The 23885-nt window shown below is 72.1% G+C and carries 19 protein-coding genes; 16 read left to right on the top strand and 3 right to left on the bottom strand.

Features of this window, described 5'->3' with window-relative positions:
• Window positions 1-157: 157 nt before the first annotated feature.
• The 7 genes from ACIBI4_RS29620 (at window position 158) to ACIBI4_RS29590 (ending at window position 9464) form a co-directional block, all read left to right on the top strand.
• Window positions 158-2029, top strand: coding sequence for an arabinofuranosyltransferase (locus tag ACIBI4_RS29620; protein WP_399207209.1), 1872 nt, complete (start codon window positions 158-160; stop codon window positions 2027-2029).
• A 43-nt stretch (window positions 2030-2072) separates the two neighbouring features.
• The gene (gene dxr, locus ACIBI4_RS29615) at window positions 2073-3365 is read left to right on the top strand and encodes a 1-deoxy-D-xylulose-5-phosphate reductoisomerase (protein ID WP_399207208.1); all 1293 of its coding nucleotides are present in this window, start codon (window positions 2073-2075) and stop codon (window positions 3363-3365) included.
• On the top strand, window positions 3362-4663 hold the full coding sequence (locus ACIBI4_RS29610) for a M50 family metallopeptidase (RefSeq protein ID WP_399207207.1): 1302 nt from the start codon (window positions 3362-3364) through the stop codon (window positions 4661-4663). The genes dxr and ACIBI4_RS29610 overlap by 4 nt, the downstream gene beginning before the upstream one ends.
• A 196-nt stretch (window positions 4664-4859) precedes the next feature.
• On the top strand, window positions 4860-6017 hold the full coding sequence (ispG, locus tag ACIBI4_RS29605; RefSeq protein WP_399207206.1) for a flavodoxin-dependent (E)-4-hydroxy-3-methylbut-2-enyl-diphosphate synthase: 1158 nt from the start codon (window positions 4860-4862) through the stop codon (window positions 6015-6017).
• A 181-nt stretch (window positions 6018-6198) separates the two neighbouring features.
• Window positions 6199-7044 carry a GNAT family N-acetyltransferase gene (locus ACIBI4_RS29600; RefSeq protein ID WP_399207204.1) on the top strand — a complete coding sequence of 282 codons (846 nt, stop codon included), beginning with the start codon at window positions 6199-6201 and terminating at the stop codon, window positions 7042-7044.
• A gap of 65 nt (window positions 7045-7109) precedes the next feature.
• A complete protein-coding gene (locus tag ACIBI4_RS29595; RefSeq protein ID WP_399207203.1) occupies window positions 7110-7655 on the top strand; it encodes a GNAT family N-acetyltransferase in 546 nt (181 codons plus the stop codon).
• Between the two features lie 114 nt (window positions 7656-7769).
• Window positions 7770-9464, top strand: coding sequence for a proline--tRNA ligase (locus tag ACIBI4_RS29590; protein ID WP_399207202.1), 1695 nt, complete (start codon window positions 7770-7772; stop codon window positions 9462-9464).
• Between the two features lie 68 nt (window positions 9465-9532).
• Here ACIBI4_RS29590 and ACIBI4_RS29585 read toward each other — a convergent pair whose 3' ends face one another.
• From ACIBI4_RS29585 to ACIBI4_RS29575, 3 genes are all read right to left on the bottom strand, one after another.
• A complete protein-coding gene (locus ACIBI4_RS29585) occupies window positions 9533-10444 on the bottom strand; it encodes an aminoglycoside phosphotransferase family protein (protein WP_399207201.1) in 912 nt (303 codons plus the stop codon).
• An 83-nt stretch (window positions 10445-10527) separates the two neighbouring features.
• Window positions 10528-10998, bottom strand: a complete 471-nt coding sequence (locus tag ACIBI4_RS29580; protein WP_399207200.1) for a ferritin-like domain-containing protein — start codon at window positions 10996-10998, stop codon at window positions 10528-10530.
• Window positions 10995-11522 (bottom strand): hypothetical protein, encoded by a 528-nt coding sequence (locus ACIBI4_RS29575; RefSeq protein ID WP_399207199.1) that lies wholly within the window; start codon window positions 11520-11522, stop codon window positions 10995-10997. Before ACIBI4_RS29575 ends, ACIBI4_RS29580 begins: the two co-directional genes overlap by 4 nt.
• 241 nt (window positions 11523-11763) lie before the next feature.
• Here ACIBI4_RS29575 and rimP point away from each other — a divergent pair, with 241 nt between their 5' ends.
• From rimP to ACIBI4_RS29530, 9 genes are all read left to right on the top strand, one after another.
• Window positions 11764-12276, top strand: coding sequence for a ribosome maturation factor RimP (gene rimP / locus ACIBI4_RS29570; protein WP_399207198.1), 513 nt, complete (start codon window positions 11764-11766; stop codon window positions 12274-12276).
• A gap of 2 nt (window positions 12277-12278) precedes the next feature.
• Window positions 12279-13268 (top strand): transcription termination factor NusA, encoded by a 990-nt coding sequence (gene nusA / locus ACIBI4_RS29565; protein WP_399207197.1) that lies wholly within the window; start codon window positions 12279-12281, stop codon window positions 13266-13268.
• A 124-nt stretch (window positions 13269-13392) separates the two neighbouring features.
• Window positions 13393-13671 (top strand): YlxR family protein, encoded by a 279-nt coding sequence (locus ACIBI4_RS29560; RefSeq protein WP_399207196.1) that lies wholly within the window; start codon window positions 13393-13395, stop codon window positions 13669-13671.
• A 148-nt stretch (window positions 13672-13819) separates the two neighbouring features.
• Window positions 13820-16870 carry a translation initiation factor IF-2 gene (gene infB, locus ACIBI4_RS29555; protein ID WP_399207195.1) on the top strand — a complete coding sequence of 1017 codons (3051 nt, stop codon included), beginning with the start codon at window positions 13820-13822 and terminating at the stop codon, window positions 16868-16870.
• A gap of 163 nt (window positions 16871-17033) precedes the next feature.
• Entirely contained in the window at window positions 17034-17327 is a 294-nt protein-coding gene (locus tag ACIBI4_RS29550) for a DUF503 domain-containing protein (protein ID WP_399207194.1), read from the top strand.
• 71 nt (window positions 17328-17398) lie between these two features.
• The gene (gene rbfA, locus ACIBI4_RS29545) at window positions 17399-17839 is read left to right on the top strand and encodes a 30S ribosome-binding factor RbfA (protein ID WP_399207193.1); all 441 of its coding nucleotides are present in this window, start codon (window positions 17399-17401) and stop codon (window positions 17837-17839) included.
• Window positions 17836-18741 carry a tRNA pseudouridine(55) synthase TruB gene (truB, locus tag ACIBI4_RS29540; protein WP_399207192.1) on the top strand — a complete coding sequence of 302 codons (906 nt, stop codon included), beginning with the start codon at window positions 17836-17838 and terminating at the stop codon, window positions 18739-18741. The genes rbfA and truB overlap by 4 nt, the downstream gene beginning before the upstream one ends.
• 153 nt (window positions 18742-18894) lie before the next feature.
• Window positions 18895-22788: a trypsin-like peptidase domain-containing protein gene (locus tag ACIBI4_RS29535; protein ID WP_399207191.1), complete on the top strand. Its 3894-nt coding sequence runs from the start codon at window positions 18895-18897 to the stop codon at window positions 22786-22788.
• A gap of 116 nt (window positions 22789-22904) precedes the next feature.
• Entirely contained in the window at window positions 22905-23855 is a 951-nt protein-coding gene (locus ACIBI4_RS29530) for a bifunctional riboflavin kinase/FAD synthetase (RefSeq protein WP_399207190.1), read from the top strand.
• Window positions 23856-23885: the final 30 nt, after the last annotated feature.

The raw sequence follows: 23885 nt of genomic DNA, 5'->3' as shown, positions 1-23885 counted from the left end.
ATGCGGCCTTCGGTCACAGGCCTCGAACGCGTGCCGGGCTGAATTTCAGCCCGGCACGCGCACTCCCGCATGGCCCCCACCCGACCCCGGGGCGAACCGTCGATGACACCTCGGCGCCGCACGCCAACCCACCAGAACCCCCCTCGTTCAGCGGGACATGACCCTCCTCGCCCCGCGCCCGCGCACTCGCCCCCGCCTCACCCGGCCCGGACGCCCGCACCCGGCCCTCGGCCTGCTCCTGGCGCTCGCCGCCACCGTCCTCGTCCAACTCGCCGCGGCCCACTTCCCCTTCGCCGAACCCACCCGTACCGACGCCGTCGCAGCGACCACCACCACCGCGGCAACCCTCACCGCCCTCGCCTGGCTCACCCTCCGCGACCGCGCCCCGCTCGCCGCGTACCCACTGCTCGCTGCCCTCCCCACGTTCCTCCTCGCGCTCCCGCTCCACGGGACCCCGCTCTACCTCGGCGGTCTGGCGAGTGACAACCAGTTCCGTGTGCAGTACGTGACCCGGTACGCCGCCGAGGCCGCGCTCTCCGACGTCAACTACGCCGATCTGCCGCCCCTTTACCCACCCGCCTGGTTCTGGCTCGCGGGCCGTGCCGCGTCGCACGTCGGGATCGAGGGGTGGGCCGCGTACAAACCGGCGGCCATCACCTCGATCGCGCTGACCACCGCCCTGGCCCACGCCCTGTGGTCCCGCCTCACCGGGCACCGCCTCGCCGTGGCCCTGGCGGTGGCCACCCTGCTCGCCGCGTTCCACGCGCCCGCGTTCGCCGCGCTGGAGCCGTACGCCTGGCTCGTCGCCGCGGTGATGCCCCCGCTCGCGGTCCTCGCCCACCGTGCGCTCACCGCCCCCCGCACCCCGTACCGGACCCTCGTCCTCTGCGGCCTCTACCTGGGCCTCGCCACCCTCACGTACACCCTGCTAGCCGCCTTCTGGGCCTTCGCCCTAGTGGTCATGGCTCTCACCCTGATCCCCGGGAACCCCCGCCGGACGCGCACCCTCCTGACCCGGCTCGCTCTCGTCGCCGCCACCGCGACCCCGCTCGCCCTGATCACCTGGGGTCCGTATCTCGCGGCCGCCCTGCCCGCCGGAATGCCGCGCAACAACGCGCTGCGTTTCATCCCGGTCCAGCAGACGTCCTTTCCGCTCCCGATGACCGAGCTCACCCTCACCGGCCTGCTCTGCCTCGCGGGCACCCTCTGGCTCCTGACACACGCCCGCCGCACCTCCACCCCGGGCGCCCCCACCGCCCGCGCCCTGCTCACCCTCGCCGCCGCCTGCTACCTCTGGTCCCTGCTCTCGCAGCTGGCCGTCGTGCTCGGTCCGAGCAGCCTGCTCTCCTTCCGCGTGCACCCGGTCCTCTTCGCCACGCTCTTCTGCGCGGGCGTCCTCGCCGTGGCCGAACTCACTGCCCGCATGCACACGAAGGGGTACGTACGTCCCGTCGCCGCCACCGTGACCGCGACGGTCTGCGCCCTCGCCCTCGTGCAGCAGGCGCCGCGCGATCTGCGCCAGGAGTTCGACGCCGCGTACGGGCCCAGGCCGCCCCGCGCCCTGATCGACACCATCGCCGAACTCACCGGGGGCGCCCGCCCGCAGGACCTGACCGTCCTCACCGACCAGCACCGCCTGCTCTCCGCCGCGCCCTACCGCGGCTACCTCACCGCCGAACCCGTCTACTCCCACCCGCTCGCCGACTTCGCGGGCCGCACCGAGGAGGTCAGGTCCTGGGCGCAGCCGGCAAGTCCCGCCGCGTTCGAGGCCCGCCTGGCACACGGCCCGTACGACCCGCCGCAGGTGTTCGTGCTGCGCCGCGCGCCGGGCGCGTACGCCCTCACGCTCGGCCGCGACAACTTCCCGCACCAGCCCAACCGCGTCGGCCTTCCGGTCCGTCTGCCCGCAGCGCTCTTCGACGCGGGCCGCTTCGCACGCGAGGACGTGGGCCCGTACACGGTCCTCGTCCACCGCCCCGTACCCCCTTCTCGTACGCAAGGAAGTGACCCATCCGTAGGGGAAAGGTGACACCCGGTCCTGGGAGGACAGGCGGAGGGGCAACAATGGGGGAATGAGCGACAGTCCAGCCCCCCTCGCCGATCCGCATCTGGTCTTCGACCCCGTGTCCCTGGACGACGGCCCCCGCGAGATCGCGATCCTCGGCTCCACCGGCTCGATCGGCACGCAGGCCGTCGACCTCGTCCTGCGCCACCCCGACCGGTTCAAGGTCACCGCCCTGTCCGCGAACGGCGGACGGGTCGCGCTGCTCGCCGAGCAGGCCCGGCGGCTGCGGGTGCGGACGGTCGCCGTCGCGCAGGAGGCTGCGGTCCCCGCGCTGCGCGAGGCGCTGAAGGAGCAGTACGGAAGCGACGCGCTCCCCGAGATCCTGGCCGGACCGGACGCCGCCACCGAGGTGGCGGCCTCCGCCTGCCACACCGTGCTCAACGGCATCACCGGGTCGATCGGTCTCGCCCCGACCCTCGCCGCCCTCGAAGCGGGCCGCACCCTCGCGCTCGCCAACAAGGAGTCGCTGATCGTCGGCGGGCCGCTGGTCAAGGCGCTCGCCAAGCCCGGGCAGATCATCCCGGTCGACTCCGAGCACGCCGCGCTCTTCCAGGCGCTCGCCGCCGGCACCCGCGCCGATGTCCGCAAGCTCGTCGTCACCGCGTCCGGCGGCCCGTTCCGCGGCCGCACGAAGGCGGAGCTCGCCGACGTCAAGCCCGAGGACGCCCTCGCCCACCCGACCTGGGCGATGGGCCCGGTCATCACGGTCAACAGCGCGACGCTCGTCAACAAGGGCCTGGAGGTCATCGAGGCGCACCTCCTCTACGACATCCCCTTCGACCGCATCGAGGTCGTCGTCCACCCGCAGTCCTATGTGCACTCGATGGTGGAGTTCACCGACGGCTCGACCCTCGCGCAGGCCACCCCGCCGGACATGCGCGGCCCGATCGCGATCGGCATCGGCTGGCCCGAGCGCATCCCGGACGCGGCGCCCGCGTTCGACTGGACGAAGGCGTCCACCTGGGAGTTCTTCCCGCTCGACACCGAGGCCTTCCCGTCGGTGGGGCTCGCCCGGCACGTGGGGGAGCTCGCCGGGACGGCTCCGGCGGTGTTCAATGCCGCCAACGAGGAGTGCGTCGAGGCCTTCCTGGCCGGTGCGCTGCCGTTCAACGGAATCATGGAGACCGTCACCGAGGTCGTCGCCGAACACGGCACACCGGTATCGGGAACTTCCCTGACCGTCGCGGACGTCCTCGATGCGGAGACCTGGGCACGCGCCCGGGCCCGTGAACTGGCGGGGCTGACCTCCCGTACAGACCGTAAGGACCACAACCAGGCGACCGCGGAGGCTCGTGCATGACGACCTTGATGATGATCCTCGGCATAGTCGTCTTCGTGATCGGGCTGCTGTTCTCGATCGCCTGGCACGAGCTGGGGCACCTGTCCACGGCCAAGCTCTTCGGGATCCGCGTGCCGCAGTACATGGTCGGCTTCGGGCCGACCATCTGGTCGCGCAAGAAGGGCGAGACCGAGTACGGCATCAAGGCGATCCCGCTCGGCGGCTACATCCGCATGATCGGGATGTTCCCGCCCGGGCCGGACGGCAAGATCGAGGCGCGCTCCACCTCACCGTGGCGCGGGATGATCGAGGACGCCCGCTCGGCGGCCTTCGAGGAGCTCAAGCCGGGCGACGAGACGCGGCTCTTCTACACGCGCAAGCCGTGGAAGCGCGTGATCGTCATGTTCGCCGGGCCGTTCATGAACCTGATCCTGGCCGTCGCGATCTTCCTCGGCGTCCTGATGACCTTCGGATGGAACGAGCAGACGACCACCGTCGGCCGGGTCTCCGACTGCGTCATCCTGGCGAGCGAGAACCGCAGCAAATGCGAGAAGGGCGACAAGGCGGCGCCCGCCAAGGCCGCGGGCCTGAAGGCCGGCGACAAGATCGTGGCGTTCAACGGCGAACGGATCGACGACTGGACCACCCTCCAGTCCCGTATCCGCGACACCATCGGCCCGGCCACCATCACGGTCGAACGCAAGGGCGCCGAGAAGGACCTGCACGCCACCCTGACCAAGAACCAGGTCAGCAGGATCGACGGCGACGGCGAGTATGTCGAGGGCAAGTACGACTACGCCGGATTCCTCGGCTTCACCCCGGCCTCCGGGATCGTCGAGCAGTCCTTCACCGAGTCCGTGGACCGCATGGGCGAGATGATGCAGAACGGCGTCGAGTCGCTGATCGCCCTGCCGTCGAAGATCCCCGACCTGTGGGACGCGGCCTTCGGTGACGGGGAGCGCAAGCAGGACTCCCCGATGGGCGTGGTCGGCGCGGCCCGCGTCGGCGGCGAGGTGTTCACGCTCGACATCCCGCCGGAGAACCAGATCGCGATGATGCTGTTCCTCGTCGCGGGCTTCAACCTGTCGCTGTTCCTCTTCAACATGCTCCCGCTGCTGCCGCTCGACGGCGGTCACATCGCGGGCGCCCTGTGGGAGTCGCTGCGGCGCAAGGTGGCGCGGGTGTTCAAGCGCCCCGACCCGGGTCCGTTCGACGTGGCGAAGCTGATGCCGGTCGCCTACGTCGTCGCGGGAATCTTCGTCTGCTTCACGCTGCTCGTGCTGATCGCGGACGTGGTCAACCCGGTGACCATCAGCTGATCACCACCCGTTCACGGTGGCCGGGCACCGTCGGTGTCCGGCCACCCACCCTTCGGGTGGTGTGCGCCACGGCGATGTGCCCGGCCCCCGGGCCGTGGCGTAACCTCGAACGCCGGAGCCCGCCCATCCGGGGACATCCGGGACCACCCTCCGGAACCTTCCGGACCATGATCCACACCTTGGGGTTGCACAGCAGATGACTGCGATTTCTCTGGGAATGCCGTCCGTACCGGTCCAGCTCGCCGAGCGCCGCCGCTCGCGGCAGATCCAGGTCGGCTCCGTGGCGGTCGGCGGCGACGCACCCGTCTCGGTGCAGTCGATGACCACCACGCGCACCTCGGACATCGGCGCCACGCTCCAGCAGATCGCCGAGCTGACGGCGTCCGGCTGCCAGATCGTCCGTGTCGCGTGCCCCACGCAGGACGACGCGGACGCGCTCGCCACCATCGCCAGGAAGTCCCAGATCCCGGTGATCGCGGACATCCACTTCCAGCCGAAGTACGTGTTCGCGGCGATCGACGCGGGCTGTGCGGCGGTCCGGGTCAACCCCGGCAACATCAAGCAGTTCGACGACAAGGTGAAGGAGATCGCCCAGGCCGCCTCGGCCTCGGGCACCCCGATCCGCATCGGCGTCAACGCGGGCTCGCTCGACGCGCGTCTGCTCAAGAAGTACGGCAAGGCCACCCCGGAGGCCCTCGTCGAGTCCGCGCTCTGGGAGGCCTCCCTCTTCGAGGAGCACGGCTTCCGCGACATCAAGATCTCGGTCAAGCACAACGACCCGGTCGTGATGGTCAACGCGTACCGTCAGCTCGCCGCCCAGAGCGACTACCCGCTGCACCTCGGCGTCACCGAGGCGGGCCCGGCCTTCCAGGGCACCATCAAGTCGGCCGTCGCCTTCGGCGCGCTCCTGGCGGAGGGCATCGGCGACACCATCCGCGTCTCCCTCTCCGCCCCGCCGGCGGAGGAGGTCAAGGTCGGCATCCAGATCCTGGAGTCCCTGAACCTGCGCCAGCGCCGCCTGGAGATCGTCTCCTGCCCGTCCTGCGGCCGCGCCCAGGTCGACGTCTACAAGCTCGCGGACGAGGTGACCGCCGGCCTGGAGGGCATGGAGGTCCCGCTCCGTGTCGCGGTCATGGGCTGCGTCGTGAACGGCCCCGGCGAGGCCCGCGAGGCCGACCTCGGCGTCGCCTCCGGCAACGGCAAGGGCCAGATCTTCGTGAAGGGCGAGGTCATCAAGACCGTCCCCGAGTCGAAGATCGTCGAGACGCTGATCGAGGAGGCGATGAAGATCGCCGAGCAGATGGAGAAGGACGGCATCGCCTCGGGCGAGCCGTCGGTGTCGGTCGCGGGCTGAGCCCCCTGCTCCTCGCTGCGCCCCGCGGGACGGGATCCCGCGGGGCGTTTGCATGCTCCGGGCCGGAAAGCCGCAGGTCCGGGGGCGAAGTCCCTCCGCACTCCTTCGCGAGGGGCACCCGCGAACAGCTCCAGGTACAGTGCGGAGATCCGTAACCCCGCCCTCCGAAGGCCCCCGTACCGTGTTGACCCAGACGACCACCAGGGTGCTCGACCCCGGCGATCTCGACGCCGCCCTCGAGGTGCTGGAGCGCGAGCCCGTGCACAACGCGTTCGTGACCAGTCGGGTCCGGGTCGCGGGCCTTGACCCCTGGCGGCTGGGGGGCGAGATGTGGGGCTGGTACGAGGGCGGGGTCCTCAAATCGCTGTGTTACGCGGGCGCCAACCTCGTTCCGATCTGCGCGGGCCCCGAGGCCGTGCGTGCCTTCGCCGACCGGGCCCGCCGGGCCGGGCGCCGCTGCTCCTCGATCGTCGGGCCCGCCGAGCCCACCGCCCTGCTGTGGAAGCTGCTCGAACCCGCCTGGGGTCCGGCCCGCGAGGTCCGCTCCCACCAGCCCCTGATGGTCACCGAGCGGATGCCCGACGACATCGCCCCGGACCCGTACGTCCGCCGTATCCGCAAGAACGAGATGGACGTGATCATGCCCGCGTGCGTGGCCATGTTCACCGAGGAGGTCGGCGTCTCGCCGCTCGCGGGCGACGGCGGTCTGCTCTACCAGGCCCGCGTCGCCGAACTCGTCGGCGCCGGGCGGTCGTTCGCGCGGATCGAGGACGGCAAGGTCCTGTTCAAGGCGGAGATCGGCGCCGCCACTCCCACCGCCTGCCAGATCCAGGGCGTCTGGGTCGACCCCGCGCACCGCGGCCGCGGCCTCTCGATCACCGGCATGGCGGCCGTCCTGCGCTACGCCCTGGCCGATGTCGCCCCCGTCGTCAGCCTCTACGTCAACGACTACAACACCGCCGCCAGGGCCACGTACCGCAGGGTGGGCTTCCGGGAGACCGGCGCGTTCATGAGCGTCCTGTTCTAGCGCCTCCGCCGCCCTGTTTCTGCGGCGCCACCTGCGAGTGTGCCCCCGGGCGTTAGGGTTCCCGCATGACTGACGACGACGTCATGATCGGGGATCTCGATCTTGCCCACCGGGTCGACGAGGCGCTGGCCGTGCAGGCCCGGGCCTTCGGCCTGAGCGACGACGAGGTCGCCGTACGCCGCCAGATCGTCCTCCGCCACCTCGGCTACCCCGGCGCCCGCGCCCTGGGCGCCACCACCCGCGACGGCAGCCTCGTCGGCTTCGTCTACGGGATGCCCAACGACCGGGCCCACTGGTGGTCCACGGTCGTCGAGCCGTATCTGCGCAGCCGCGAACTCGACTTCTGGCTCGACGACTCCTTCGTCATCACCGAACTGCACGTCGACCCCTCGCACCAGAACCAGGGCATCGGCCGCACTCTGATCACCACGATCACGGACGCCGCGCCCCAGCCCCGCTCGATCCTCTCGGCGATCGACCACGAGAGCCCGGCCCGCGGCCTCTACCGTTCGCTCGGCTACGGGGACCTGGCCCGCCAGGTCCTCTTCCCGAGCGCCCCGAAGCCGTACGCGGTGATGGGCGCCCCGCTGCCGCTGCGCCGCCCGCGCTAGCGCGGCCGCGACGCCATGGCCCGCCGGGCCCCGAAACGGATTACCGCCGACGCCCCCCACCCGGATAACCTCCAACGCACACCTACGTACAGCAGCCCGCAGGAGAGCAGAACCATGGCCCAGGTCCAGCGCATGTCGAAGTTGATGGTCAAGACACTGCGCGACGACCCGGCGGACGCCGAGGTCCTCAGCCACAAGCTGCTGGTCCGCGCCGGTTACGTACGCCGTACGGCCGCCGGCATCTGGTCCTGGCTGCCGCTGGGCAAGAAGGTCCTCGCCAACGTGGAGCGCGTCGTCCGCGAGGAGATGGACGCCATCGGCGCCCAGGAGGTCACTCTGCCCGCCCTGCTGCCCCGCGAGCCCTACGAGGCCACCGGCCGCTGGGAGGAGTACGGCGCCGAGCTGTTCCGCCTCAACGACCGCAAGGGCGGCGACTACCTCCTCGGCCCCACCCACGAGGAGATCTTCACCCTCCTGGTCAAGGACCAGTGCTCGTCCTACAAGGACCTGCCCGTCATCCTCTACCAGATCCAGTCGAAGTACCGCGACGAGGCCCGCCCCCGCGCCGGCATCCTGCGCGGCCGCGAGTTCCTGATGAAGGACTCGTACTCCTTCGACACCGCCGACGAGGGCCTCGACGCCTCCTACGCGCTGCACCGCGCCGCCTACCAGCGCATCTTCGAGCGCCTCGGCCTCGACTACCGCATCTGCGCCGCGACCGCCGGCGCCATGGGCGGCTCCAAGTCCGAGGAGTTCCTCGCCCCGGCCGCGGCCGGCGAGGACACCTTCGCCGACTGCCCCAACTGCGACTACGCGGCCAACACCGAGGCCATCACGTACGCCCTGAAGCCGGTGGACGGCAGCGGCGCCGGCGCGGTCGAGGAGCTCGACACCCCCGACACCCCGACCATCGAGACCCTCGCCGCCCACCTAGGCGTCCAGGCCTCCGAGACCCTGAAGAACCTTCTGGTCAAGGTCGACGGCGAGATCTTCGCGATCGGCGTCCCCGGCGACCGCGAGGTCGACATGGACAAGGTCGAGGCGCACTTCGCCCCCTCCGAGGTCGAGCTCGTGACCGCCGAGGACTTCGAGGTCCGCGAGGACCTCGTCCGCGGCTACGTCGGACCGCAGGGCCTGGAGAAGGTCACCTACCTCGCCGACCCGCGCATCGCGCCCGGCACGAGCTGGATCACGGGCGCCAACAAGGAGGGCAAGCACGCGAAGAACGTCGTCGCGGGCCGTGACTTCGAGGTCGACGAGTACGTGGACGTCGTGGTCGTCGTCGAGGGCGACCCCTGCCCCTCCTGCGGCACCGGCCTGAAGCTGGACCGCGCCATCGAGATCGGCCACATCTTCCAGCTCGGCCGCAAGTACGCCGACGCCTTCCAGCTCGACGTCCTCGGCCAGAACGGCAAGCCCGTCCGCGTCACCATGGGCTCGTACGGCATCGGCGTCTCGCGCGCCGTCGCCGCACTCGCCGAGCAGCACGCCGACGAGCAGGGCCTGGTCTGGCCCGAGGAGATCGCCCCGGCCGACGTGCACGTGGTCGCCGCCGGCAAGGCCCTGCAGACCGAGCTGGCCCTGGAGGTCTCGGACCAGCTGGCCGCCGCCGGTGTCCGTGTCCTCGTGGACGACCGCCCGGGCATCTCGCCCGGCGTGAAGTTCACCGACTCCGAGCTGATCGGCGTCCCGAAGATCCTTGTCGCCGGCCGCCGCTCGGGCGACCGCGTCCTGGAGCTCAAGGACCGTCGCACGGGTGAGCGCGAGGAGCTCACGGTCGAGGAGGCCGTGGCCCGCCTGACCGCCTGATCACCGCGCATACGCGAGAGCGCCCCGGACCGCAGCGGTCCGGGGCGCTCTCGCGTGTGCGGCTCGCCTTACAGCCAGCCCGCGAACTCCAGCAGGTTCTCCGCGTCCCGCGTACGCCCCACCCGCAGCGCCCGCGCCCCGGACTCCACCGCGCGGAACAGGGTCCAGCCCCGCAGCCGTACGGGATCGACGTCCAGGGACTCCGCGAGCCGCTTCACACGGCGGCGGGTCGTGGACGGGCCCGTGGGCGCGCCGATCAGGTCCTCCACCCGGTCGCGCACCAGGCGCGCCAGATCGAAGGCGCACTCGCCGACCACCGGGTCGGGCCCGACCGCGAGCCACGGCGAGCGCTCACCCGCGAGCACCTTGCTCTGCCGGAACGTGCCGTGCAGCAGCCGCAGTTCGGGCGGCGCGGCCACCAGCTCCTCGCGCGCTGCGAGCGCCGAGTCGACGAGCAGCGCGATGCCGGGGAAGTCCGGGAAGGCGCCGGGCGTCGCCCGCATCGCCTCCGCCTGCCGCCCCGTGCGCTCGGGCACGGTCTCGCAGTTGCGTCCGGGCGGCGGGTCCACCCACAGCCGCCGCAGCGTCCCGGCCGCTTCGAGAAGCGCCTTGGACTCCGGCAGCGTCCGCACCGACACCTCGGGCGTCAGCCGCTCCAGGAGCATCGCACCGTCGTTGATCCCGGGATCCAGCAGGCGTACGGCGCCGAAGCCGCCCCAGTGCGTCAGCGCGGCCCGCTCCGCCTCCGGCCGGAAGCGCTCGGGCGCCAGCTTCAGGACGGCGCTCTCGCCGTCGGCCGTACGGACATGGGCGACAAGACTGCTGCGGCCGCCCGGCTGGTGCACCTTCTCGACGGCGAGCCCGCGCCGTACGGCCGCCTCGTCGAGCAGCACTCCGAGCTCGGCGAGCCACGCGGACGCCCCGTCGTCGCGCACTTCGCCGAGCGCGGTCATCAGACGCTGCGGCGGTTCGATTGCCATGCGCGAGAACTTCCCTTCAAAGCTGTGAAACAAAAACCCCGGCCGGGGGCGTCAGGCACCCGAGGCGGGTCGGGCCCGGTCCGTCACGCGGACGGTGTGGCCGACTCGGCCGGTTGCGCCGCCCGCTCGGCGAGCCCCGGGAAGGCTACGCTGCCGCCCCGCCAGCGCACCGCCCGGATCGCGGCCTCGCGCAGCGCGTCCGCCGCCGACCTGCGGCGTTCGCCCTCTGTGGCCCGTACGACATCGGCGTACACCCCGGCCACCTTGTCCTCCAGATCGGCCGCGAGACGCGTCGCGGCGGGGGAGTCGGGGACCGGGAACGGCAGCGCGTACGCGGCCGCCGCGGGCTCCGGCGAGGCGCCCAGGTCGCGCAGCGTCCGCCGCAGCTCGTCGCGGCGTGCCCGGTGCGCGTCGTACGCGGACCTGGCCTCGTCCCTGCGGCCCTCACGGATCCGTCCGCCGACCACCCCGTAGCCGTAGACAGCCGCGTGCTCGGCCCGCAGCGCCGCCTGGTGCGCGGCGATCTCCTCGCTCTTGTGCTCGTCGTCCCTCATCGGCCCGCCTCGGTCAGCAGATACGCATGTACGTCACCGGCGGCCGCGATCGACGCGAGCAGCCGGGCCTCCTCACCGCCCACCTCGGCCAGCGCACCGCGCCGGCTGTCGGCGAGCGCGCGCTCGGCCCCGGCGAGGCGCCGCAGCGTCGCCTTCTCGCCGAGCGGTTCCTGAACGGGCGTGCTGCGCGCGGGACTTGGCGTCCTTGCGGGCGCACCGCCGAGCGCCTCCAGATGCGCGCGGACGTTGTCGCGCAGCGGCCCGAGCCGGTCCGCGAGCCCGGGACGCGCGGTGAGCGCGGCCTCGTACTCGGCGAGCAGCCCCGCACTGTCCTTGGCGGCGGCGGCCCGGACCTGCCCGGTGGAGCGCTTACGGCTCGCGGCACCGGACGATCCCGCGTCCGCACCGTCGGCGGAGCAGGCGGCGAGCAGCGCGGCACCCGCGGCCGTCACGGCCCCGGTCAGCAGACTCCGGCGGCGCGGCCCGGTGGGGGCGGCCAGGGAGACAGGTTCGTCGTACGGCACGGCAGACGTCCTCGGGGCGGTCAAGGGGCGGACGGGATCCGGTCAACAGCCGGAGCAGTGATCACCCTACGCGCGCACCCGCTCCCAGCCGGGAGCGGGACACCGGTGCCGTCGACGCGCCTCCACCGGCTGCCGTCATGCGCCGCCACCCGGTGGACAGCAACACCTCCCGCGACCGGATACCCTTTGAGCTGACACGCGAGAAACCCACAACAGCACACGCGGCCGAGGAGTCACCCGGATGAGCACCACCCAGAGCGAGAGGCTGCGCGGTCTGCTTGAACCGCTCGTCGGCGCCAAGGATCTGGATCTCGAAGAGATCACCGTGACCCCTGCCGGTAAGCGTCGTGTGCTGCGTGTCGTGGTCGACTCCGACGAAGGCGTCCAGCTGGACACCTGTGCCGAGCTGAGCCGTGAGATCTCCGTGAAGCTCGACGACACGGACGCCATGGGGGACGGCGAGTACGTCCTCGAGGTCACGTCCCCGGGCGCCGACCGCCCCCTCACCGAGCACCGCCACTATGTGCGTGCCACGGGCCGCCTGGTGAAGTTCCAGCTCACCGAGGGCGGCGAGCTCGTCGCCCGCATCCTCGGCGTCGACGACGAGGGTCTGGACCTCGAAGTGCCGGGTGTGAAGGGCCGTAAGCCCACCGCCCGCCGTATTGCTTTCGACTCCGTCGCCAAGGCGCGCGTGGAAGTCGAGTTCAACCGCAAGAACACCGGAAACGACAGCGACGCAGAGAAGGAGGCGTAGTCGTGGACATCGACATGAGTGCCCTGCGGGGTCTGGTCCGGGAGAAGGAGATCTCCTTCGACCTGCTGGTCGAGGCGATCGAGTCGGCCCTCCTGATCGCCTACCACCGCACCGACGGCAGCCGCCGCCGCGCGCGCGTGGAGCTGGACAAGAACACCGGGCACGTGACGGTGTGGGCCAAGGAGGACGCCGAGGATCTCGAGGAGGGCCAGGAGCCCCGCGAGTTCGACGACACCCCCTCGGACTTCGGCCGGATCGCGGCCACCACCGCCAAGCAGGTCATCCTGCAGCGTCTGCGCGACGCCGAGGACGACGCGACGCTCGGCGAGTACGCGGGCCGCGAGGGCGACATCGTCACGGGCGTCGTCCAGCAGGGCCGCGACCCGAAGAACGTCCTGGTCGACATCGGCAAGCTGGAGGCCATCCTGCCGGTGCAGGAGCAGGTCCCCGGCGAGCAGTACCCGCACGGCCAGCGGCTGCGTTCCTACGTCGTACGCGTCGTGAAGGGCGTCCGCGGCCCGTCCGTGACGCTGTCGCGCACGCACCCCAACCTCGTGAAGAAGCTCTTCGCGCTGGAGGTCCCGGAGATCGCGGACGGGTCCGTGGAGATCTCCGCGATCGCCCGCGAGGCCGGCCACCGCACCAAGATCGCGGTCCGCTCGACCCGCTCCGGTCTGAACGCGAAGGGCGCCTGCATCGGCCCGATGGGCGGCCGTGTGCGCAACGTCATGGCGGAGCTCGGCGGCGAGAAGATCGACATCGTGGACTGGTCCGACGACCCGGCCGAGATGGTCGCCAACGCCCTCTCGCCGGCCCGCGTCTCCAAGGTCGAGATCGTGGACCTCGCGGCCCGCTCGGCCCGTGTCACGGTCCCCGACTACCAGCTCTCCCTCGCGATCGGCAAGGAGGGCCAGAACGCCCGCCTCGCGGCGCGGCTCACGGGCTGGCGGATCGACATCAGGCCGGACACGGAGCAGCCGGCCGGGGAGTGACGCCCGGGGGCCGCCCACCGGCGTGGACGGCCCGCCACCGCATAGATCACGCCGAATCCGATCGCGCAGCCATTCGATTCTTGCCCCAAAGGGGTGAGGTCGGTGCGGGGAGGTAGACTTAATCGTGTCTGGCCGGACGCCAACCCGAGCCTGCCCTGAGCGAACCTGCGTGGGATGCCGGGAGCGAGCGGCCAAGAGCGATCTGCTGCGGATCGTGCGGAAAGAGGACGACTGCGTCCCCGACCCGCGCGGTACGCTGCCCGGCCGGGGTGCATATGTACACCCGGTCCTGGTCTGTATCGACACGGCGGTCCGCCGCCGGGCGTTCCCGAGGGCGCTGCGCGCCGAGGGTCCGCTCGACACCGCGGCCCTGCGCCGGTATGTCGAGCAGGCGCAACCGTAAGAAGACGTGCCGCACGGAGCCCCGTGCGGTCCAGTACCCCCGCGAGTTGGAAGTAGGTCGAGATTGCGATGAGCACTCGATGAGCACGCGATGAGTACGCCCATGAAGTAGCGACGGTCCGGCGTAACCCGGACCTAAAAGGAGCGAAGTGGCTAAGGTCCGGGTATACGAACTCGCCAAGGAGTTCGGGGTTGAGAGCAAGGTCGTCATGGCCAAGCTCCAAGAACTCGGTGAATTCGTACGTTCGGCGTCCTCGACGATCGAGGCGCCGGTAGTACGCAAACTGACTGACGCATTGCAGGGTCCGGGTGGCGGCGGCGCCGCCAAGAAGGCCTCCCCTGCCAAGCCTGCGGCGCCCAAGAAGGCCGCCGCGAAGCCGGCCTCTCCGGCTGCTGCGACGCCCGCGGGGCGTCCCGCGGCGCCGAAGCCCGCGCCGGTCACCCCCAAGCCTGCGGCGGAGAAGCCCGCGGCCCCCGCGCCGGGTCCGCGTCCCGCAGCGCCCAAGCCGGCGGCGGCACCCAAGCCCGCCCCGGCCACGCCGGAATTCACCGCGCCTCCGGCCGCCCCCGCGGCGCCGAAGCCCGCTGGTGAGCGTCCGGCCGCACGTCCCGGCGCGCCCAAGCCCGGCGGTTCCCGTCCGGCCCCCGGTCAGGGTGGTCAGGGCCAGGCCCCGCGTCCCGGTGGCGCCCCGCGTCCCGGTGGCCAGGGTGCCGCGCGTCCCGGCGGCCGTCCCGCGGGTCCGCGTCCGGGCAACAACCCGTTCACGTCCGGCGGTTCCACCGGCATGGGCCGCCCGCAGGCGCCCCGTCCCGGCGGCGCCCCGCGTCCCGGTGGCCAGGGTGCGCCCGGCGGCCCGCGTCCGCAGGGCGCCGGCCAGGGCGGTCCCCGTCCCCAGGGCGGCGCGCGTCCGACTCCGGGCGGCATGCCTCGCCCGCAGGGTCCGGGTGCCGGTGCCGGCGGCCCGCGTCCCGGCGGCGGCAACCGTCCGAACCCGGGCATGATGCCGCAGCGTCCCGCTGCGGGCCCGCGTCCCGGTGGTGGCCCCGGCGGTGGCCGTGGTCCCGGCGGCGGCGGTCGTCCCGGTGGCGGTGGCGGCGGCGGTCGTCCCGGCTTCGCCGGTCGTCCCGGCGGCGGCGGTGGCGGCGGCGGCTTCGCCGGTCGTCCCGGTGGTCCCGGTGGCGGCGGCGGTGCCGGTCGTCCCGGTGGTGGCGGCGGCTTCGGCGGTCGTCCCGGCTTCGGCGGCCGTCCCGGTGGTCCGGGTGGCCGTGGTGGCACGCAGGGCGCCTTCGGCCGTCCCGGCGGTCCCGCGCGTCGTGGTCGCAAGTCGAAGCGGCAGAGGCGCCAGGAGTACGAGGCCATGCAGGCCCCGTCGGTCGGCGGCGTGATGCTGCCTCGCGGCAACGGCGAGACCGTTCGCCTGTCGCGCGGTGCTTCGCTCACCGACTTCGCCGAGAAGATCAACGCCAACCCGGCGTCGCTCGTCGCGGTGATGATGAACCTCGGCGAGATGGTCACGGCCACGCAGTCCGTCTCCGACGACATCCTTCAGATGCTCGGCACGGAGATGAACTACACCGTCGAGATCGTCAGCCCGGAGGAGGAGGACCGCGAGCTTCTCGAGTCCTTCGACATCGAGTTCGGCGAGGACGAGGGTGGCGAGGAGTTCCTCGTCGCGCGTCCGCCGGTCGTGACCGTCATGGGTCACGTCGACCACGGTAAGACCCGGCTTCTGGACGCGATCCGCAAGACGAACGTCGTCGCGGGCGAGGCCGGCGGTATTACGCAGCACATCGGTGCGTACCAGGTCACGACCGAGGTCAACGACGAAGAGCGCAAGATCACCTTCATCGACACCCCGGGTCACGAGGCGTTCACCGCCATGCGTGCCCGTGGTGCGAAGTCGACCGACATCGCGATCCTCGTGGTGGCGGCCAACGACGGTGTCATGCCGCAGACGGTCGAGGCGCTGAACCACGCCAAGGCGGCCGACGTGCCGATCGTGGTCGCGGTCAACAAGATCGACGTCGAGGGTGCCGACCCGACCAAGGTGCGCGGTCAGCTCACCGAATACGGTCTGGTGGCCGAGGAGTACGGCGGCGACACGATGTTCGTCGACATCTCCGCCAAGCAGGGCCTCAACATCGAGTCCCTCCTGGAGGCCGTGGTCCTGACCGCGGACGCCTCGCTCGACCTGCGGGCCAACCCCGACCAGGACGCGCAGGGTATTGCGATCGAGTCCCACCTCGACCGTGGTCGTGGTGCGGTGTCGACCGTCCTCGTCCAGCGCGGAACGCTGCGCATCGGCGACACGATGGTCGTGGGCGACGCCTACGGCCGTGTGCGCGCCATGCTCGACGACAAGGGTGAGAACGTCGAGGTCGCTGAGCCCTCGACGCCGGTTCTCGTCCTCGGTCTGACCAACGTGCCGGGCGCCGGCGACAACTTCCTTGTCGTCGACGAGGACCGCACCGCGCGTCAGATCGCCGAGAAGCGTGCCGCCCGTGAGCGCAACGCCGCGTTCGCCAAGCGCACCCGCCGGGTGTCCCTCGAGGACCTCGACCAGGTGCTCAAGGCCGGTCTGGTGCAGGACCTCAACATCATCATCAAGGGTGATGCTTCGGGTTCCGTCGAGGCGCTCGAGTCCTCGCTGCTCCAGCTGGACGTCGGCGAAGAGGTCGACATCCGCATCCTGCACCGCGGTGTGGGTGCGGTCACCGAGTCGGACATCAACCTGGCGATGGGCTCCGACGCCATCGTCATCGGCTTCAACGTCCGTGCGGCCGGCCGTGCCGCGCAGATGGCGGAGCGCGAGGGTGTCGACGTCCGCTACTACTCGGTGATCTACCAGGCCATCGAGGAGATCGAGGCGGCCCTCAAGGGCATGCTCAAGCCGGAGTACGAAGAGGTCGAGCTCGGTACGGCGGAGGTCCGCGAGGTCTTCCGTTCGTCCAAGCTGGGCAACATCGCCGGTGTGCTCATCCGGTCCGGCGAGGTCAAGCGCAACACCAAGGCGCGCCTGCTGCGCGATGGCAAGGTCATCGCGGAGAACCTCACCATCACCGGTCTGCGCCGCTTCAAGGACGACGTCACCGAGATCCGCGAGGGCTTCGAGGGTGGTATCAACCTCGGAAACTTCAACGACATCAAGATCGACGACGTCATCGCGACGTACGAGATGCGCGAGAAGCCGCGCGGCTGATCGCGTAACTGATCACGCAGCGTGATCCGGGGCCGGTCGACGGGAAATTCCGTCGATCGGCCCCGGCCGTTGCGGGTACGGTTTGCACGCCCCTGCGAAAGGCAGGCAGGGAGCCGTCTAGCCCGTACCGGCGGGACATCCGGCCAACTTGAAGAAGACAGCCATGTACGTGGGGACTCTGTCCTTCGATCTGCTTCTCGGCGACGTACGGTCGTTGAAGGAGAAGCGCTCCGTGATCCGCCCGATCGTCGCCGAGCTGCACCGCAAGTTCGCGGTCAGCGTGGCGGAGGTCGGCGACCAGAACCTCCATCGCCGCGCCGAGATCGGCGTCGCGATGGTCTCCGGGGACACGGGGCACCTGTCCGACGTGCTCGACCGGTGCGAGCGGCTGATGGCCGCACGCCCCGAGGTGGAGCTGCTCTCGGTGCGCCGGCGGCTGCACGGGGACGATGATTGACGTACGCAGGACGCGTACGAGAGGTGCGTACGAGACGTACGTACGGAAGAAACACAGAGGGAGACGGACCAGTGGCCGACAACGCGCGGGCGAAGAAGCTGGCGGACCTCATCCGGGAAGTGGTCGCACAGAAGCTGCAGCGCGGAATCAAGGACCCGCGCCTGGGCTCGCACGTGACCATCACGGACACGAGGGTCACCGGCGATCTGCGGGAGGCGACCGTCTTCTACACGGTCTACGGCGACGACGAGGACCGGGAGAACGCGGCCCGCGGCCTGGAGAGCGCCAAGGGCGTCCTCCGCTCGGCGGTGGGCGCGGCGGCGGGTGTGAAGTTCACGCCGACCCTGACCTTCGTGGCCGACGCCCTGCCGGAGACCGCCAAGACCATCGAGGACCTCCTCGACAAGGCACGGGCCTCCGACGCGCAGGTGCGTGAGGCGTCCTCGGGCGCCACGTACGCCGGTGACGCGGACCCGTACAAGAAGCCGGAAGAGGACGACGCTTCCGCATGAGCAAGCAGGCACAGACGCCGGACGGACTTGTCATCGTCGACAAGCCGTCCGGCTTCACTTCGCATGACGTGGTCGCGAAGATGCGCGGGATCGCCAAGACCCGCAGGGTCGGCCACGCCGGCACGCTCGACCCGATGGCGACCGGTGTGCTCGTCCTCGGGGTCGAGCGCGCCACCAAGCTCCTCGGGCATCTCGCCCTCACGGAGAAGGAGTACCTGGGCACGATCCGCCTGGGCCAGAACTCCGTGACGGACGACGCCGAGGGCGAGATCACCTCGTCCGCGGACGCCTCGCGTGTGAAGCGTGACGCGATCGACGCCGGGATCGCCAAGCTGACCGGCGACATCATGCAGGTCCCGTCCAAGGTCAGCGCGATCAAGATCGATGGCGTGCGGTCCTACAAGCGGGCCCGCGAGGGCGAGGAGTTCGAGATCCCCGCGCGGCCGGTCACGGTCTCGTCCTTCCAGGTGTACGACGTGCGCGACGCCGTCGCCGAGGACGGCACCCCGGTCGTGGACCTGGTGGTCTCGGTGGTCTGCTCCTCCGGCACGTACATCCGGGCGCTCGCCCGTGACCTGGGCGCGGACCTCGGGGTCGGCGGCCACCTCACGGCGCTCCGGCGCACGCGCGTCGGGCCGTACGGACTGGACGCGGCCCGCACCCTCGACGCCCACCAGTCCTCGCTGACCGTGATGCCGGTCGCCGAGGCCGCCGCGGCGGCGTTCCCGCGCTGGGACGTCGACGAGAAGCGGGCGCGGCTGCTGCTCAACGGGGTGCGGATCGAGATGCCGGACGAGTACGGGCCAGGGGAGTCGGTCGCGGTCTTCGACGCGACCGGCCGCTTCGTCGCCCTCGTGGAGAACCTCAAGGGCAAGGCCAAGAGCCTCGCCGTCTTCGCGTAACTGCAGGAGCCTGCCCGTACGGGAAAACTCACCCGTTCGGGCAGGCGCTCGAAGCACAGCCCCGGTTCACAGGGGGCGCATCCGGTTGGCGGCCCTCCTCGCGGAACAGCCCTTCCTACGGTCGTAGGAGCAGCACCGCGGGGAGGACGAGCCATGGCCGGGGGTCGTGAGGAACTGGTCAGGATCTGCGATCTCGCGGGCCGTCCCCGAGGCACCGGCTTCGCCGCCGACGAGGACGGCACGATCGTCACCAGCCACGAGGCCGTCGACGGGCTCGCCCGCATCGTCCTGCACGCCCCCGGCGGCCGCACCTGCGTGGTCACCGAGGAGGCCGTCACCGCGCTGCCGGAGGCGGATCTGGCCCTCGTCCGCACCGAAGGCCTCGGGCTGCGGGCCCTGCCGCTGTCCGTCCGCGAGCACGTCGAGCCCGGCGCGTATGTGCGCATCGCGGCCCTCGGCTGGCGCGAGGCACGCGTCCTGGACGCCGGGGCGCAGGTCACGTACACCGCGACCGACCGATTCCATCTCCTGGGCGGCGTCCTTGAGTTGGCCGTCGGCACCGATGCCAGCGACGCGCTGCAGCTCGGCGGCGGGGCGGCCGGCGGTCCCGTCGTGGACAGCGAGACCGGTGCCGTGCTCGGGGTGCTCGGCACCGCGCTCGACGCCGGGCACCGTGCGCCCGGCTACGCGGTGGCGCTGCGGGCCGCCGCACGGGCCGACGCCGACGGGCCCCTCGCGGAGCTGCTCCGGCGCAACGCGGCGAGTGTCCCCGCGTACGGGCGCGACCTCAATCTGGCCGGGGCGCTGCAGCTCAGCGCCATCTCCGTGGGCTCGGACCTGCCGCGCGAGGAGCGCGAACCGGTCGAACGGGCCGAGGTGGGGCGGGAGTTCACGGCCTTCACCGACTCCGCGGCCCGGACGGGCCCTGGTGTACTCGGACTCGTCGGCGACCCCGGCAGCGGCCGCACCACGGAGCTCGGCGCACTCGCCCGCCGTCGTGCGCGCGGCGCGGTCCCCGCCCCGACGGTCTGGCTGCGCGGCGCCTCGCTGCAGGCCGGGGACGAGTCGCTGGCCGACGCGGTCGGGCGGGCGCTCGCGCACGCCGGGCGGATCGTGGCCGCGTCCGAGGGAGTGCCGGTGGCCGACGAGCCGGACGGCGAGCTGGGGGACATCGGTCCGGACCGCATCGCCCGCCTCGTACGGGACGCGGGCCGCCCCCTCCTCGTCCTGCTCGACGGTCCCGAGGAGATGCCGCCGCAGCTGGCGCACCGGCTCCCGGAGTGGACCACGGGCACCGGGCAGTGGCTGCGTGGCACGGGGGCGCGCCTGGTGGTGGCGTGCAGGGCCGAGTACTGGGAGCAGGCGGGGGCCCTCTTCGCCGAGGGCATGCTGTACGGCTCCACACAGGGCGGCCGGCTGCCCGCCTGTGTGCGCGTGGGCGAGCTGGGGGAGCAGCAGGCGGGCTGGGTGCGGGCGCTGTACGGGGTGCCCGCGCAGGCGCTGACGGAGCGCGACGCCGAACACCCGCTGGCCGTACGGCTGTTGGGTGAGGTGCGTGCCGCGCTCGGTGAGACGGCCGCCACCGGCACGCCCGACCGCTCCGAGATCTTCACCGCCTACCTCGACCTCCTCGCCCTGCGCATCGCCGTCCGTCTCGCCGCGCTCCAGGACCTGCACGGCACGGACGTACGGCGGCTCGCGGCGAAGGTCTCCGGGCGGCTGCACGAGGCCGCGCGGCGCTGTCTGGGTCCCGGGCAGGGGGAGTTGGACCGTACGGCCTTCGAGGAGGTCTTCCCGTGGGCCACGGGCTGGGCCTCCGCCGTCCTCACCGAGGGCGCCCTGGTCCCCGCGGGCACCGGCTACCGCTTCGCCCACGAGGAGCTTGCCGACTGGATCCAGGGGGCGCACCTGGACCTGGACGCGGCGCTGCGCTCCCTGGTCCACCGGTGGCGCGAGCAGCCCTGCGGGGCGGAGCCTTCCGGTGAGAAGCCCTGTGGTGAGCGGCCTTCGGGCGAGCAGCTCTTCGGCGAGCTGCCCTCCGGCGAGGCGGCCGAGGCGGCGTTCCGGCTGCCCGCACGCGTGGAGCGCCCCGCACGCGTGGAGCGCCGCCGCACGCGCAAGGCTGCGGTGCAGGGCGAGGTGGCGGATCCTCTGGCGGCCGGGGCTGCTGCCGTGCCCGTTCCGCGTCGGCGCTCGCGCAAGGCGGCGGAGGCGCTGCAGGCCGAGGTCGCGGATCCTTCGCGGGCCGGAGCCGCCGCCGGGGCCGTTCCGCGTCGGCGCTCGCGGAAGGCATCGGAGGCGCTGCAGGCCGATGGGGCCGGTCTTCCGGAGGCCGGTGCCGGGCCCGTCCCGCGGCGTCGCTCCCGCAAGGGGCCCGATCCGTCGCAGCCCGGGGCGGCCGAACCGTCGGGCGGCGCGCTACCCGTTCCGCGTCACCGCATCGGACCCGTACTGCAAGCCCTCCTGCTCCTCGAACGCCAGCAGGGGCCCGACCGGCTCCGCCGGCGCCTCGACGAGCTCACGCTGGCCGCCGACCACTTCGCCGAGCACGGGCTGCGGGCCACGCCCAGCTGGGCGGCGGGTGGGGCGCGGCGGCCCGCGGATGCCGCCTGGTGGGCCGTTCATCTGCTCACCGAGACTCTTCTGCGGGTTCCGGACGCGCGGCCGTACCTGCCGGTCCTGCGTCTGCTCGCCGACCGGATCCTGGCGCGCGGGCCGGTGCGCGGTGTGTACGACGGCTTCGGGCCGTGGTTCTGGCGGGCCCTGCCGCTGCCCGCAGCCGACCGGCTCGACCTGCTGCGGCGGCTCGTGGTCGCCGACGCCGCGCCCGACGGCACGCGCTACCTCGACACGGCTTCCGACCTGCTGCGGGACGAACCCGCCCTCGTACAGCCGCTGTTGACATCCTGGTTCACCGACGACCGTCCGCTCGCCAGCGCCCCCGCCGCGACCGTCGCGCATGCCGCGCAGGCGCTCCTGCACACCCACCGGCGGCGCGCGCTCGACGAACTCACCGAGGCCCTCGTCGACAGCGCGCACCCCCGCGGCGACGAACTCCTCGCCACGCTCGCCGAGGAGGAGCCCTCCGCCCTGTGCCGGGCCGTCGACCGCTGGGCGCACGACGACCGCGCCGCGCGACGCGTGGCGGCGGCCGCGTACGGCCTCCAGGTCGCCTGGCACCTCACCTCCGAGGCGGACCGCACGCTGCTGCGCTACGCGGCACTCGCGCTGCTCTCCTGCGAGAGCACCCTGCACGGCACGGCACTCTCCCTCCTCGTACGGGACCCCCTCACCCGGTCCCGCCACCTCCCGCGCGCGCTCGAGCTCTACGCGGCCGGCGACCTCCAGCCCTCATCGGCAGCCCTGGCCGCGGCGCTCACGACCCACCCGGAGCCGGTCCTCGCGGCCTTCAAGGCCCGACTGCGCGCGCCCGGCCCGGGCTCCGCGGAAGTACTGGCCGCCCTGTCGGAGGTCACGTCGCAGACGGTCGCGCGCCGCGCGGCCCTCCTCGTACGGGACTTCGTCGCACTCCACCCGGCGGCGGCACCCCAGGCGGCGGCCTACGTCGACCGCTGCCTCACGCACGGCGCCTCGGCCAGGACGACGCTCATCCCCCTGGTCACCGACCTCCTGCGGAGCGGCCCGGCGGAAGTCCGCCGCTCCCTCGCCCGCGTCCTCGCGGCCCGCGGTTCCGCCGGCTCACGCGAGCTGCGAGGCGAACTCCTCGACCTCCTCCTCGCCACCGAGAGGGACCCCTCCGTCCTGAACGAGGTCCTGACGACGGCGGTCCGCACGGGCAGCGCCGACTGGCCCCGAGCGGCCACCCTGATCCGCCACTGCGGCACCCTCTGGACCCGCACCCCGGACGGCGCCACCACCTTCGACCAGCGCCTGATCGAACTGTCCCGTACCTACGCGGGGTTCGCGACGGTCCTCGCGGGCTGGCTGGACGAGGCGCCCGGTGTGTGGACGGTCCTGGTGGGGGCGGCGGCGCGACGGGTGATCCTGGGCCAGGCGGTCGGTGCCTTCAGCCCCGCAGGTGTCTGAGGCGGGCGAAGCCCCGGTTTCCGGAAGGGGCGAGGCGAGCCACCCCCCGAAGACATGGCACTCTTAGTGCTGCGCAAACATCAGGACGTACACAGGTTCGGCGAGGAGCAAACACAGTGCAGCGCTGGCGTGGCTTGGAGGACATCCCCCAGGACTGGGGGCGCAGCGTCGTCACCATCGGCTCCTACGACGGAGTGCACCGCGGACACCAGCTGATCATCGGCAAGGCGGTGCAGCGCGCCAAGGAGCTGGGCATCCCCTCCGTGGTCGTCACCTTCGACCCGCACCCCAGCGAGGTCGTCCGCCCCGGCAGCCACCCGCCGCTGCTCGCCCCGCACCACCGCCGCGCGGAACTGATGGCGGACCTGGGCGTGGACGCCGTACTGATCCTCCCGTTCACCACCGAGTTCTCGAAGCTCTCGCCCGCCGACTTCGTGGCGAAGGTCCTCGTCGACAAGCTGCACGCCCGTGTCGTCGTCGAGGGCCCGAACTTCCGCTTCGGCCACAAGGCCGCCGGCAACGTCGAGTTCCTCGCCGAGCAGGGCCGTACGTTCGACTACGAGGTCGAGGTCTTCGACCTGGTCGTCCGCGGTGAGGCGGGCGGTGGCGAGCCCTTCTCCTCGACCCTGACCCGCCGCCTCGTCGCCGAGGGCGACGTCGCGGGCGCCGCCGAGATCCTGGGCCGCCCGCACCGCGTCGAGGGCGTCGTCGTCCGCGGCGCGCAGCGCGGCCGCGAACTCGGCTTCCCGACGGCCAACGTGGAGACCCTGCCGCACACCGCGATCCCCGCGGACGGCGTCTACGCGGGCTACCTGCACGTCGAGGGCGAGGCCATGCCGGCCGCGATCTCGGTCGGCACCAACCCGCAGTTCGACGCGGTCGAGCGCACCGTCGAGGCCTACGCCATCGACCGCGTGGGCCTCGACCTGTACGGCCTGCACGTGGCCGTGGACTTCGTGGCGTACGTCCGTGGCATGGCGAAGTTCGACTCGCTGGAGCAGCTCATCGAAGCGATCGCGGACGACGTACGCCGCTCGAAGGAACTCCTCGCCGACCACCGGGCCTGAGCCCGGAGCGGCGCGCTCCGGAGCACATCG

The organism is Streptomyces sp. NPDC050418 (assembly GCF_044458745.1).
In the GTDB taxonomy this organism is placed as follows: domain Bacteria; phylum Actinomycetota; class Actinomycetes; order Streptomycetales; family Streptomycetaceae; genus Streptomyces.
The sequence above is the reverse complement of the archived record's forward strand: the minus strand, read 5'-3'. Positions and strand labels throughout refer to the sequence as shown.